The sequence below is a fragment of the Flavobacterium calami genome (genome assembly GCF_038290035.1).
GTDB classification, from domain to species: Bacteria; Bacteroidota; Bacteroidia; order Flavobacteriales; family Flavobacteriaceae; genus Flavobacterium; species Flavobacterium calami.
This window is the reverse complement of the sequence record NZ_JBBYHS010000012.1, coordinates 1-14173: the sequence shown is the minus strand read 5'-3', so window position 1 is coordinate 14173 and position 14173 is coordinate 1. Positions and strand designations below refer to the sequence as shown.

7 protein-coding genes are annotated in these 14173 nt (G+C 38.2%); all 7 read left to right on the top strand.

Annotated features, from left to right (window positions below):
* The first annotated feature begins 4 nt into the window (after nucleotides 1–4).
* Nucleotides 5–1606: a RagB/SusD family nutrient uptake outer membrane protein gene (locus tag AAEO57_RS12170; RefSeq protein ID WP_341692947.1), complete on the top strand. Its 1602-nt coding sequence runs from the start codon at nucleotides 5–7 to the stop codon at nucleotides 1604–1606.
* Between the two features lies 1 nt (nucleotide 1607).
* Complete coding sequence (locus AAEO57_RS12165) at nucleotides 1608–3245, top strand: glycoside hydrolase (protein WP_341692945.1); 1638 nt, start codon at nucleotides 1608–1610, stop codon at nucleotides 3243–3245.
* Between the two features lie 180 nt (nucleotides 3246–3425).
* Nucleotides 3426–5012, top strand: coding sequence for a glycoside hydrolase (locus AAEO57_RS12160; RefSeq protein ID WP_341692943.1), 1587 nt, complete (start codon nucleotides 3426–3428; stop codon nucleotides 5010–5012).
* A gap of 75 nt (nucleotides 5013–5087) precedes the next feature.
* Nucleotides 5088–7511, top strand: a complete 2424-nt coding sequence (locus AAEO57_RS12155) for a glycoside hydrolase family 2 TIM barrel-domain containing protein (RefSeq protein WP_341692941.1) — start codon at nucleotides 5088–5090, stop codon at nucleotides 7509–7511.
* A gap of 131 nt (nucleotides 7512–7642) precedes the next feature.
* Nucleotides 7643–9013, top strand: coding sequence for a glycoside hydrolase family 27 protein (locus AAEO57_RS12150; protein WP_341692939.1), 1371 nt, complete (start codon nucleotides 7643–7645; stop codon nucleotides 9011–9013).
* Nucleotides 9013–11580, top strand: coding sequence for an alpha-L-arabinofuranosidase C-terminal domain-containing protein (locus AAEO57_RS12145; RefSeq protein WP_341692937.1), 2568 nt, complete (start codon nucleotides 9013–9015; stop codon nucleotides 11578–11580). The genes AAEO57_RS12150 and AAEO57_RS12145 overlap by 1 nt, the downstream gene beginning before the upstream one ends.
* A gap of 49 nt (nucleotides 11581–11629) precedes the next feature.
* Nucleotides 11630–13561 carry a glycoside hydrolase family 43 protein gene (locus tag AAEO57_RS12140; protein WP_341692935.1) on the top strand — a complete coding sequence of 644 codons (1932 nt, stop codon included), beginning with the start codon at nucleotides 11630–11632 and terminating at the stop codon, nucleotides 13559–13561.
* The last annotated feature ends 612 nt before the right edge of the window (nucleotides 13562–14173 follow it).

The window sequence follows — 14173 nt, the reverse complement described above, 5'->3', positions numbered from 1 at the left end:
AGACATGAAAAAAATAATTTTATCTATACTGGCTTTTTCAATGTTTGCAGTTTCTTGCGAGGATTTTATTGAAAAAGAACAAAGAGGAACGCAGACGCTGGACAACTACTTTCAGACAGCGCAGGAATGTGAAAACTATACCAATGAATTGACGCAGCGATTATTGCTTTCTAAAGACTGGTACACATTGCTTGCTCCAAGAATTACAAACGAAATGGCCACTGATGATGCCTGGATGGGGAATACGGGTCAGGATAATTCTGCTCACAGACCTTGTTCACAATACATCGTTACTCCTGATAATATGGGGGATATGAATAGTATTTACACAGCACATTATTATACGATCCAGTCGGCAAATATTGGACTTGAAAAGATGGTAAATTCGCCAATTACGGATGCTCAGAAAAACCAATATATGGGAGAATCTCTGTTTGTTCGTGCGTATTGCTATTATGAATTGGTCAATCTTTTTGGAGCTGTCCCTTTGTATACAAAATCTTTGGGAACAGCCGATTTAAAACTAGAGCGTAGTCCGGCAACAGCAGTTTATGCACAAATAGAAGCCGATTTAAAAGAATCTGCAGCAAAACTCGAAGGGATTCCAGTAGCGAGAAACGGCAGAATCAACAAATGGGCTGCTTATGCTTTATTGGCCCGTGTTTCTTTATTCCAGGAAAAATGGGCTGAAGCAAAAACATATTCTAACAAAGTAATCACTGAAGGACCATATACACTGGAAGAAAATTTCCTGAACATCTGGAATGTAAACAATCATAACGGTAAAGAATCTATTTTGGAAGCTCAGTCATCTTCTGTACAAAACGAAGCTTTAGGTTCTATGCTGCCAACTTTGTCAGGAGCGAGAGGTGAAGACAAGAAAAACTTCCCAAGCAATGATGCCAAAGATGTTATTGACGGATGGGGATGGTGTATGCCAACCAGTGATTTAGAGAATGCTTATCTTTCTGAAAATGATGAAATCCGCCGCAGAAGCACTATCACCAAATGGGGAGAGGCCGCTTATGGTGATGAGGTTTTGAATCCGACTCATAAATTCAGTTTAAACGACAATAAATCAGGCCGTATCTGCCGTAAATATTATATTCCTGTAGCAACACGCCGTACATTGGATAAAAAAGATGGTCATTTACCATTAAATGTTCCGTTGATTCGTCTGGCAGAAATGTATCTGACAAGAGCCGAAGCCAATTACCATACAGGCGGAGATGCTTTGGCTGACATCAATATTATCAGGGATCGTGTAGATTTAGAACCAAAAACAGGGATCTCAGGACCAACGCTTTTAAATCATATTTACAAAGAGCGTCGTCTGGAATTAGCTTTTGAAGGATTACGTTTATTCGATATCCGTCGTGAAAAAGATCCAACAACAGGAAAACGTGTTATTGAAACTTTGATGGGGCCAAACGGAACTTTTGTAAAATACAACTTAAGCTCTACTGATCCTTACGAAACGACAAATACGAGAGAAGCACAGGACAAAGGAATTAATTTTGATCCTGCGAAACATTTGCTTTGGCCAATACCACAAATCGAGAGAGATTTAAGTGGAGGTATAATTACTCAAAATCCTAACTATTAAGATGAGATTCAATAATATAAATAAAGTAAGTCTGCTGTGTGCAGGCTTGCTTTTCACAAGTTCTTTATTCATAAGTTGTGATTCAGATAAAAACGAAAATTCTGATTCTGATAATGCTGTTGCAGAACTAAAAATTAATCTGGATGCAAACCTTCAGACGATGGAAAGCTTTGGAGCTTCTGATGCCTGGCAGTGTAATTTCATTGGAAGAAACTGGCCTTTGGATAAAAAAAATCAAATGGCAGATTTGCTTTTCAGTAAAGATGTTGATGCCGAAGGAAATCCAAAAGGTATTGGTTTGTCATTGTGGCGTTTTAACCTGGGTGCAGGAAGTGCAGAACAGGGTGACGCCAGCGATATTACTGACGAATGGAGACGTACGGAATGTTTTACAACAGACGGAGTTACTTATGATATGAATAAACAAGCCGGTCAGGTTTGGTTTATGAAAGCAGCAAGAGAACGTGGAGTAGATAAATTATTAGCATTTTCAAACAGTGCTCCGGTTTATTTAACTCAAAACGGAAAAGCGCATGCAAGTATCAAAGAGTATTACAATCTGAAAGAAGGAAAAATGCCGGATCTGGCTGATTTCTGGGTAAACTCTTTAGATAAATTAAAATCAGTACACGGATTGACTATCGATTATATAAGTCCGTTTAATGAACCGCAATACGAATGGGACGGTTCTGGTCAGGAAGGTTCTCCGGCTACGAATGGAAATATTCACAGTTTTGTAAATGTGCTTTCTCCAAAATTACAATCAAAAGGATTGAGCTCTCAGATTGTAGTGGGAGAAGGAGGATCTTTTGAGCCTTTGTATAAAACTATCACCGGAAAAGAAAACAGATCGAACCAGATCGATTATTTCTTTGCATCTAATTCATCTAAAAACATTGCCGGTTTAAGCAACGTTAAGAAAACCATTTCGGCGCACAGTTACTGGCAGGCATGGCCTTTAAGAGAACTTGTAAATTCAAGGGAATTGGCAGCTACAAGAGCACAATCTATTGGAGGTTTGAGCCTTTGGTCTACAGAATATTGCGTTTTAGAAAGCCCTGGAACAGCAGAACTTCCGGGTGGTGCAGGCCCGGGAAGAGATTTAGGAATTTCTTTGGCTCTTTGGACAGCCCGTATCATCAGTACCGATATTGCGGTTGGAGGTGTAACCTCATGGCAATGGTGGACAGCGATTAGCCGTGGTGATTACAAAGACGGATTGATTCACGTGGACAACGGTTCAAGTAATGGTGCCGGTGATGCCAACTATTGTAAAAACGACGGATTTATCAGGGATTCGAAAACACTTTGGGCTTTAGGAAACTTCTCTTTCTTCGTAAAACCGGGAATGGTAAGAGTTCAGATTCCAAGTATTGATAGCGCAAAAGCAGTAAACGATGTGATGGTGACGGCTTATAAAGATGTTGCATCCAAAAAACTGGTAATTGTTGCCGTTAACATTAGCAAAGCAGCAAAAACATACAAATTTAATCTTACCGGAGGTGCTTTAACTGATGGTAAATTAACACCTTACACCACTTCTGAAACGTTGAGTTTGAAAAAAGGAACAGCTGTTGATGCTACGAATTTAGAAATTCCTGCAAGATCAGTAGTGACTTATGTGGGAACTTATAAATAGTGATACAAAGAGATAACGTTTCAAAGGCTTTAACCACGATACTGTCATTTCGACGTAAGGAGAAATCACACTCGTTAATCGACAAAGATTGGCGACATACTTTGCGGAATTTCTAGTGAGATTTCTCGTTCCTCGGAATGACAAACTAGACGATAACGTCAATTAGAAAACAAAGAATAAATGAGAAAAATATATATCTCGCTTTTAGTAGTAATGAGTTCGCTGTCTTATGGACAGCGAACCATCACTATCAGCACAGATAATGTAGTCCAGACGATGGACGGTTTTGGAGGATCGGATGCATGGAGAACGCAATTCGTGGGTAAAAACTGGCCGGAACAAAAAAAGAATGCTATTGCTGATTTACTTTTTAGTAAAGAAATTGATAATCAGGGAAATCCAAAAGGAATAGGACTTTCAATCTGGAGATTTAATTTAGGTGCCGGAAGCACAGAACAAGGAGAAAACAGTAAAGTTTCTGACGAATGGAGAAGAAGCGAATGTTTCCTAAATGCTGATGGAACCTACAATTTTTCTAAACAGGAAGGTCAGAGATGGTTTTTGCAGGCTGCGAAAAAAAGAGGAGTCGAAAAATTTCTGATATTCACCAACAGTCCGCCGGTTCACATGACACATAACGGATTATCTTTTTCTTCCCGAAAAAATAAACTGAATCTAAAAGATGGTGCAATTCCAAAATTTGCCGATTTTTTAGTTCAAAGTATTCAGGGACTGGAGAAAAATGAAGGTATAAAATTCGATTATGTCAGTCCGTTAAACGAACCGCAATGGGAATGGATGGCTAACAATGGAGACAAAAACAGTCAGGAAGGTACTCCGGCAACCAATCAGGAAATATATGAGGTGACTAAAGCACTTTCTGAAAAACTCAAAACAAACAAAATGAGTACAGAAATTGTAATTGCCGAAGCTGCACAAATCAATTATTTATATGAAAATGTAAATGCAGAAAATCGTGATAATCAGATTGATTATTTCTTCGGAAATACAAAAACGAATATTTCGAAATTTTCAAATGTAAAAAATGTGATTCTCGGACACAGTTATTTTACCACCTGGCCAATTGAAAAACAAGTTTTAAGCCGAAAATTAATTGCTGCAGAAGTAAAACAGAAACCGGGATTAAAATATTGGCAGTCTGAGTACTGCATTTTAGAAAATCCGGGAGAAGCTGAAATTCCGGGAGGTTCAGGCGGAGGAAGAGATTTAGGTATGCAGACGGCTTTGTTCGTAGCGAGATTAATTCATAATGATATCGCTGTTGCAAATGCAGCTTCATGGCAGTGGTGGACATCCATTACCCGTGTAGATTACAAAGATGGTTTAATCTATCTGGACGACGGAAAAAGCAACGGAGGAACAGCACCGGATTATGTTCGAAACGATGGAGAATTTCACGATTCCAAACTGCTTTGGGCTTTAGGGAATTATTCACTTTTTGTACGCCCGGGAATGCTTAGAATTGATGTTCCGAATCAAACTGAACTGGATGCCGCAAATGATGTGATGCTGACAGCTTACAAAGACGTTCAGAACAAAAAGCTGATTGTAGTAGCTGTAAACTGCGGAAAATCAGCTCAGCAATACAGGTTCGATTTATCAAAAGGAACTGTAAAAAACAATGAATTTACACCTTACATAACTTCTGAAATTTCTAATCTAAAAAGAGGAACAATACAGAAATTGGATAATCTGGAAATTCCGGCAAAATCAGTAGTAACGTTTGTTGGAGAATTACAATATTAAAAAAACAAAAATCTAATTAATAAACGAAAGAAGCTTAGAAACTTAGATTCTTAGCATCTTAGAACCTTTTAAAAAATGTTTACAAAAAAGATCTTATTACCCGCATTACTCTTTTCGTGTCTGTCAGCGAGCAGTCAGATTTCGTTTGGAGATTCTAAAAAAATTAATGACAACTGGAAATTCAATCTTCAGGAAACTCCGGATGCAAAAAACACCGCTTTTGACGACAGTAAATGGCAAAAAATAAATGTACCTCATGACTGGAGCGTAAAAGGCCAGTTGAGTCCAACACTGGCAAGCTGTACCGGTTATTTACCGGGTGGAATTGCGTGGTATAGAAAATCAATCAATATTCCGCAGAGCAAAGCCGGAGAAAAAGTGTATTTGTATTTTGAAGGCGTTTACAACCGAAGCGAAGTTTTCATCAACGGACATTCTTTAGGAAAACGCCCAAACGGTTATATTTCTTTTGCTTATGATGCGACACAATTCGTAAAATACGGAGGAGAGAACACCATTTCGGTTCGTGTAGACCACAGCCAGAGTGCCGATTCAAGATGGTACACAGGTTCGGGTATCTACAGAAATGTCTGGGTAGTATATGCAAATCCGGTTCACATTGCACAATGGGGAGTTTATGCTTATCCGGAAGTGAATAAAGGTAACGGAACTTTGAATGTTGAGGTTGAGGTAGAAAATGGTTCTGCATCAAAATCATCTCTTACGGTGATTAATGAATTGATTTCGAAAGACGGAAAATCGATTGCGAAATCTTCTTCTAAAGTGGATGTAGCAGCCAATCAGAACGGAAAAATTTCGACCAAATTAAATGTCAAAAATCCACAATTATGGGACTTGGACAATCCAAACTTATATAAGCTTAAAACAACCGTTTTAAAAGACGGAAAGCAAATCGATGAAACAGTTACAAAAACAGGTTTCAGAAATTTCACATTCGACCCAAATAATGGTTTTGCCCTTAACGGAAAATGGATGAAAATGAAAGGAGTATGTCTGCATCACGATGCCGGAGTTTTAGGTTCAGCTGTTCCTCGCGAAGTTTGGGAAACGAGATTGAAAACTTTGAAAGAAATTGGTGTAAACGCAATTCGTACAAGTCATAACCCGCAGGCACCTGATTTTTATGAGCTTTGCGACGAATTAGGATTGTTGGTATTGAACGAAGCGTATGACGAATGGGAATTCCCAAAACGTAAATGGCTGGAAGGCTGGAATTACGGAACTCCCGGATTTGAAGGTTCATTTGATATTTTTGCTGACTGGGCAGAAAAAGATCTGGAAGATTTTGTGCGTCGTGACAGAAACCATCTTTCTGTTTTTGGCTGGAGTATCGGTAACGAGGTAGATTATCCAAACGATCCGTATTCTCACCCGGTTTTAGATCAGGGAAAAAATGGATTCGGACAAGCGGCTTACGGAGGTTATAAAAAAGACGCGCCTGATGCGATGCGACTTGGAGCTATTGCCAAACGTTTGGTTGCTGCTGTAAAAAAATACGACAAATCCCGTCCGACAACGGCAGGTTTAGCAGGTGTTGCGATGTCTAATGAAACCGAATATCCGGGAGCTTTGGATATTACAGGATACAATTATACAGAAAGTAAATACCAGTCGGATCACGAAAAATATCCAAACAGAGTAATTTTTGGAAGTGAAAATGTGCATGATATGGAACCATGGCTGGCCGTAAAAAACAACAAGCATATTTTCGGACAGTTTTTATGGACAGGAATCGATTATTTAGGTGAGTCAGGAAGATGGCCTTCAAGAGGATTTTACTCCGGATTGGTAGATTTTGCGGGGATAATTAAGCCAAGAGGGTATTTCCGTCAGTCATTATGGTCAGATAAACCAATGGCATATTTAGGGACTTATCCACTGAAAGATGAGAAAGATGTTTCTAAAGATGCCTGGGCAATCTGGAACTACGAAGCCAGGCAAAAAATCCGTGTGGTTTGTTATACGAATGCTGCAAAAGCTCGTTTGGAATTAAACGGAAAAGTAGTAGGGGAAACCAAATTATATGACGAAAAAACCGGAATTATGTATTGGGATATTCCTTTTGCTTCAGGAAAATTAGAGGCTGTAGGGTTAGATAAAAATGATAAAGAAGTAAGCCGTTATGCAATTAATTCTACTCAACAACCTGCTGAGTTAACAATTGCCGAAAAAGATATCACAATTAGCAAAGACAAAGGAGTTGCTAAAATAATGGTTCAGGTAAAAGATCAAAATGGTCTTCCGGTTATGCTTTCTGATAATGAAGTAACCTGTACGATCAGTGGTCCGGGAACTTTATTAGGATTGGAAGCCGGAAACAACAGCGACATGACAGATTACACAGATAATGTACAGCGAGTGTATCACGGTCATATTGCGGCGTATGTTCAGGCAAACGGAGATTCATCAGAACCAATAAAAGTCACTTTTACAAGTCAATGGCTAAAATCGGTCAATGTCACAGTTAACCTGAAATAGATTCGTAAGTTTTTTCTAAAACTTTTTAATTAACCTGCCTGCTTTTTTGTTAAGTAAGCAGGTTAATTGTTGTAATGACAAAAAGTTTATTATATTTGAAGTGTACTATTAACACTTATTTTTTTACTGATATGAAAATAAAAAGCATAATAATATTAGGATTAGGATTTTTTTTAACACCATTTTTTTCAAATGCTCAAAAAGAAGTTTTTAAGGAAGGTGAATTCAAGCAATGGGCACAAACGCCTCCTATGGGTTGGAACAGCTGGGATTGCTATGGTCCCACAGTAGAAGAACACGAAGTAAAAGCCAATGCCGATTATATGGCAAAAGAGCTAAAAAAATATGGTTGGGAATATGTAGTGGTTGATATCAGATGGTTTGTAGAAAACGACAAAGCAGGAGGTTACAACCAAAAAGATCCACGTTACGTAATTGACCAATACGGACGATATCTGCCTGCTGTAAACCGTTTTCCTTCTGCAAAAGACAATCAGGGATTTAAACCTTTGGCAGATTATATTCATAAAAAAGGATTGAAATTCGGAATCCATATCATGCGTGGAATTCCTAAAAAAGCGGTAGAAGAGAAGATGCCGATTAAAGGCGCAAAAGGAGTTACAGCTGATCAAATTTACACAACAGCTTTGCAGTGCGAATGGTTAAAAGATAATTATACCATTCTGGCAGATAAACCGGGAGCTCAGGAATATTATGATTCTATTTTTGAATTGTACGCACAATGGGGAGTAGACTTCATTAAAATTGATGACTTATCAAGACCGTATCACGAAGGCGAAATCAATTTAATCAGAAACGCTATCGACAAATGCGGGCGTAAAATAGTATTGAGTACTTCACCTGGAGAAACACCAATTTCAGCAGCTCCACACGTAACAACACATGCCAATATGTGGAGAATGGTTGATGACGTTTGGGACACCTGGCCGCACATTACACACCTTATGGATGTGGCTCAAAAATGGTATCCGCACATTGCACCGGGCACATGGCCTGATTGTGATATGATTCCGCTTGGACGTATTTCTATCCGTGGAGAACGTGGTAACGACAGAATGACACGTTTAACAAAAGACGAACAATATACACTGATCACTTTCTTTAATATTTTTAAATCGCCTTTATTCTTTGGTGGAGATTTGCCAAGCAACGATGCTTTCACTTTATCATTATTAACGAATAAAGATGTGGTAAAAATGCACAAGGAAAGCACAGATGTGAAACAGCTTTTTCATAAAGACGGAAAAATTGCCGTGACTTCAAAAAATCCAAAAGATGGTAGTGTTTACCTGGCTTTAATTAATATTTCGGATACAGATTCTCAAAACGTTTCAGTAAGTCTTTCAGATCTTGGAATAGCCGGTTTTACCGGAGGAATAAACATGTGGACAGGTGAAAAACTGAATGTTTCTTCCAAAGAAGTTTCCGTAACCTTAAAACCGCATAGTTCTGTTCTTTATCAATTAAAAAGCAAAAAATAATGAAGCAATTTTTGAAGCATAATTTTTTGGGTTTCATCTTACTTTTTGTATTGTCCGGTTTTATTTCGAAACCAACAGTAGAAAAGCCGGAAAAAGTATATCTGTTTGCTTATTCAACAGTAAAGAATAATGGTAAAAACGGACTCCATTTTGCATGGAGTTCCGACCAGAAAAACTGGTTTGCTATTGGTCCGGAACATCCTTTCTTAAAATCCGATTATGGAAGTTGGGGACCAACAGGAAAAAGTATGTCTGAAGCTTTTTTATTTAAAGATGATGTGGGAATTTTTCACTGTTTTTGGAGTGTGAAAGACGATGTTTTGGCTCACGCATCCAGCAAAGACCTGATTAACTGGAAAAGTCAGCGTTATGTTCAAGCCATGAAGAATCTGATAAAAAAAACGGATGATAAACCGGTAATTCAAAGTATAACGGTAAGTGAAAAAAAAGATCAGTACGATATCCATTGGATTGTAAATAATACAAGATATTACAATACGACCAAAGATTTTGAAAATTATACTGAAGCAAAAACATATACAGGCACATCCCCTAAACTAATTGAAGTTATAATACAGGGCGACATTCAAAAAGGCACCATTACAGAAGTGGATTGGAGTCTGGTAGAATTGCTGACCAAAACAATGCAATCTGTAAAGTTTAAAGACAAACAAAACAATACCTCTCCCAAAAGCGACAGTTTACTATTTGTAGGTTTAAAACCTGTTACGGCGCAAATCAGCATCAATAGCCAGCAGTCCAAAAAAATAAGTAACATGCTTACAGGTGTGTTTTTTGAAGATATCAATTATGCTGCCGATGGCGGTTTGTATGGCGAACTGATCCAGAATCGTGATTTCGAATATGCCTTAAGCGATAAAAAAGGCAGGGACGAAAAATGGAATGCTACGATGGCATGGAGCGGCGATTTTAAAATATCAAAAGACAATCCAATTCATCCTAATAATCCAAATTACGCAGTGGTTACAAAAGGAGCAATCAGCAACACAGGATTTGATGGAATTGCCCTGAAAGCTAATGAGAAATATGATTTTAGCATATTTGCGAAAGGCGAAAAATGTACTGTAAAACTAAAAGGAGCTAATGGAGAAACTTTGGCGGAAGCCGTATTAAAACCAGCTATTTCTTGGAAAAAATTAAATGCAGTTTTAAAACCATCAAAAACAGTAATCGATGCCCATTTAGAAATCAGTACAACGGGAGAAACTTCCATCGATATGATTTCGCTTTTTCCTCAAAAAACGTTTAAAAATCGTAAAAACGGTCTTCGTTCAGATTTGGCGGAAACCATTGCAGAGATGCACCCTAAATTTGTCCGTTTCCCGGGAGGCTGTGTAGCGCACGGAGACGGATTGCATAATATTTACAAATGGAAAAACACCATTGGATCTTTGGAAAGCCGTGTTCCTTCACGAAACATCTGGAATTACCATCAGTCAATGGGATTAGGTTATTTTGAATATTTTCAGTTTTGCGAAGATCTGGGAGCAGAGGCGGTTCCGGTTTTAGCGGCTGGAGTTCCCTGTCAGAACTCCTCTGACGGTGGTGCCGGACAGCAATTTGGTATTCCGATGGAAGATATGGACGAATATGTGCAGGATATTTTGGATTTAATTGAATATGCAAACGGAAGCGCAACCAGTGTCTGGGGTAAAAAACGTGCCGAAGCCGGTCATCCAAAACCTTTCAACTTAAAATATATCGGAATCGGGAATGAAGATCTTATCAGTGATGTTTTCGAAGAGCGTTACCGAATGATCGTAAAAGCCGTTCAGCAAAAATATCCTAAAATTATTGTAATTGGTACTGTTGGCCCATTCAATGAAGGAACCGATTATAACGAAGGCTGGAGAATAGCCAATGATCTGAAACTGCCCATTGTTGATGAACATTATTACCAAAGTCCGGGCTGGTTTATCAATAATCAGGATTTTTATGACGGTTACGACCGCTCAAAATCAAAAGTATATTTAGGCGAATACGCTTCGTGGGGCAACAAATTTTACAACGCCCTGGCAGAAGCACTATATCTTACGGGGGTTGAAAGAAATGGGGATGTGGTAGCTATGGCATCTTACGCACCATTATTGGCTCGTGAAAAACATGTACAGTGGAATACAGACTTGATTTATTTTACAGGAAGTGAAGTAAAACCAACCGTAAATTATTTTGTGCAAAAGCTGTACGGACAAAATCCGGGAGATGTTTATTTGCAAAGTTCGATAAAACTTTCTGATACCAATAATGAAGTCAGTAAACGAATTGGTGTATCTGCAGTTCAGGACAATGACTCCGGAGATTTGATTGTAAAATTGGTCAATCTGCTTCCGGTTGCCGTAACGCCTTCTATGGATTTTGCAAATTTTTCAACTGCTGAAAATGCAGCTTACACTTTAATGTCAGGCAATCCGGAAAAAACAACGGCCAGACCGGTAACTCAAAAAATAGCTACGAAAGAAGCTTTTTCAAAGGAACTGCCTCCGTATTCTTTCGCAGTGATTCGTGTTAAGATGATTTCGAAAACACTTTTAAATGAAACCTTTTAAATTTTGCATCACTATAAAATTTAAAGCATTAAAATAAAACTAATTGATAATGAAAAAAACACATTTTTGTCTTGTAGCACTAGTAGCGTTTTTCAATATACTACAGGCACAGCAGCCCGCAACAGGAACTCCTCCGGTTATAGCCGGCAAGGATTTAACGGCTTATTTGTTTGTTTACTTTACCGGAAACGCTGTCGAAGACGAGGCAGTTCGTTACGCAGTCAGTACTGATGGATACCATTATTATCACCTCAATAATAACAAACCTGTAATAGACAGTAAGATTATCAGTTCAACAGGTGGGGTGCGTGATCCCCATATTTTACGAGGCGATGACGGTAAAACATTTTATATGGTCTTGACCGATATGACGTCATCAAAAGGGTGGGACAGTAACCGTGCAATGGTTTTGCTAAAAAGTACCGATCTGGTAAACTGGAAAAGCAGTATTGTGAATATTCAGATCGCTTTTGCAGGAAATGAAAACCTGAAACGTGTTTGGGCACCGCAGACGATTTATGATTCCAAAGCCGGTAAATATTTGATTTACTTCAGTATGCAGCATAATAAAGATGCAGACAAAATTTATTACGCCTATGCAAATAAGGATTTTACGGCTCTCGAAAGCGAACCAAAATTATTATTCGTTCCAAAATCTGAAAAAGCCTGTATCGATGGCGATATTATTGAAAAAGACGGTGTTTATCATCTTTTTTACAAAACCGAAACCGAAAATCCGGGAATCAAAGTGGCTACTACAACCGATCTGACTTCAGGAAAATGGACAGAAAACGACAATTACCTCCAGCAAACCAAAGAATCTGTAGAAGGGTCAAGCGTTTTCAAACTAAACAATTCGGATGAGTATATTTTAATGTATGATGTGTACAAAAAGGGAAGATATCAGTTTACAAAAAGTACCGATTTAGAGAATTTCAAAGCAATTGACGATGAAATTTCAATGGATTTCAAACCGCGCCATGGAACTATTTTGCCAATAACCCGTACCGAATTAAAAAGACTACTTGCAAAATGGGGGACTCCTGCCAATTTTCCAAAAATCAATAACAACCCGGTTTTAGAAGGCTATTATGCCGATCCCGATATTTTATATTCAAACAAAACCAAAAAATATTACATCTACCCAACCAGCGATGGTTTTAACGACTGGTCGGGGAATTATTTTAAGACTTTCTCTTCAGATAATTTAGTGGACTGGAAAGACGAAGGCGTAATTTTAGATCTTCCAAAAGACGTGAGCTGGGCGAACAGAAATGCCTGGGCGCCATGTATCGTAGAGAAAAAGGTAAAAGGAAAATACAAGTATTTTTATTATTTCACCGCAGCGCAAAAAATAGGTGTTGCCGTTTCTGATAATCCAACAGGGCCGTTCAAAGACAGCGGAAAAGCATTGGTAGCCACCAAACCCGAAGGAGCAAAAGGCGGTCAGGAAATCGATCCGGATGTTTTTACAGATCCAAAAACAGGCAAAAGCTATTTGTACTGGGGCAACGGATACATGGCTGTAGCCGAACTGAATGACGATATGATTTCTTTCAAAGGAGATGTAAAATTGATAAAAGTTGACAAGACTTTCCGTGAAGGAACGTATGTGATTTACAGAAAAGGAACCTATTATTTCATGTGGAGCGAAGACGACACCAGAAGCCCGAACTACAAAGTGCGCTACGGAACTTCAAAATCGCCTTTGGGACCCATTGAAATTCCCGAAAACAACATCGTAATTCAGGGAATCCCAGATCAGGGAATCTATGCAACAGGACATAATTCGGTTTTACAAATCCAAAACAAAGACGAATGGTACATTACTTATCACAGATTCTCCTACCCAACCGGAATAAAAATGGGAAGAGCAGGAGGTTTTCACCGTGAAGTCTGCATAGACAAACTAGAATTCAATCCAGACGGAACAATCAAACAAGTAACACCAACACATACCGGAACACAAGCAATTAAGTAATACCAATTATTTAGTTGTAAAAAGCTGCTCTACCTTGCCCCGGAGCAGCTTTTTTGGTTTTTAAAATTTTCAGTTTTTGCATTAGAAGCTGTTTCCTGCTGTACACTATATCTTTTGTGCCGAACCCCGGCACAAAAGGATGCCGTTTCCATCAGGGCTAGGGCAGTATTAAAAAGAAACTTTTGTAAATACCAGGATAAATTTATAAACAGATGTAACAATGATTTAACACAATAAAATCCTCAGAATTCAAAATTATTAAGCCTGATTAAGTTGGATACAGAAAACCATTAAGTCAAAACAACAGTAGAACAACCGAAACAAATACATGAATCAGTCAATTCATTACAAAAAAAACATCAATCCCTTCGAGATGTAAGAAATAATTTTATTTTTGTATAGCAATAAAACGCAACAACACAAACCAAAACATGCGCATAACATACCAATATAGAATAAAACAGGCTAAATTTATTCGCATATAAAAGAGTTAGCAGTCAGTTGACCAAAATTGCGTAAATAAAAAATCTATGAAAAAAATTCTTTTTATATTCATTTTAATGAACTTAGTTTCTTGTAAAGAAAACAAAATTGATAGCCCAAAAAAATTTG

What these genes read in the sequence shown, in the direction of transcription:
- AAEO57_RS12170 (WP_341692947.1), top strand. Translation starts at nt 5, where the DNA reads ATGAAAAAAATAATTTTATCTATACTGGCTTTTTCAATGTTTGCAGTT.
- AAEO57_RS12165 (WP_341692945.1), top strand. Translation starts at nt 1,608, where the DNA reads ATGAGATTCAATAATATAAATAAAGTAAGTCTGCTGTGTGCAGGCTTG.
- AAEO57_RS12160 (WP_341692943.1), top strand. Translation starts at nt 3,426, where the DNA reads ATGAGAAAAATATATATCTCGCTTTTAGTAGTAATGAGTTCGCTGTCT.
- AAEO57_RS12155 (WP_341692941.1), top strand. Translation starts at nt 5,088, where the DNA reads ATGTTTACAAAAAAGATCTTATTACCCGCATTACTCTTTTCGTGTCTG.
- AAEO57_RS12150 (WP_341692939.1), top strand. Translation starts at nt 7,643, where the DNA reads ATGAAAATAAAAAGCATAATAATATTAGGATTAGGATTTTTTTTAACA.
- AAEO57_RS12145 (WP_341692937.1), top strand. Translation starts at nt 9,013, where the DNA reads ATGAAGCAATTTTTGAAGCATAATTTTTTGGGTTTCATCTTACTTTTT.
- AAEO57_RS12140 (WP_341692935.1), top strand. Translation starts at nt 11,630, where the DNA reads ATGAAAAAAACACATTTTTGTCTTGTAGCACTAGTAGCGTTTTTCAAT.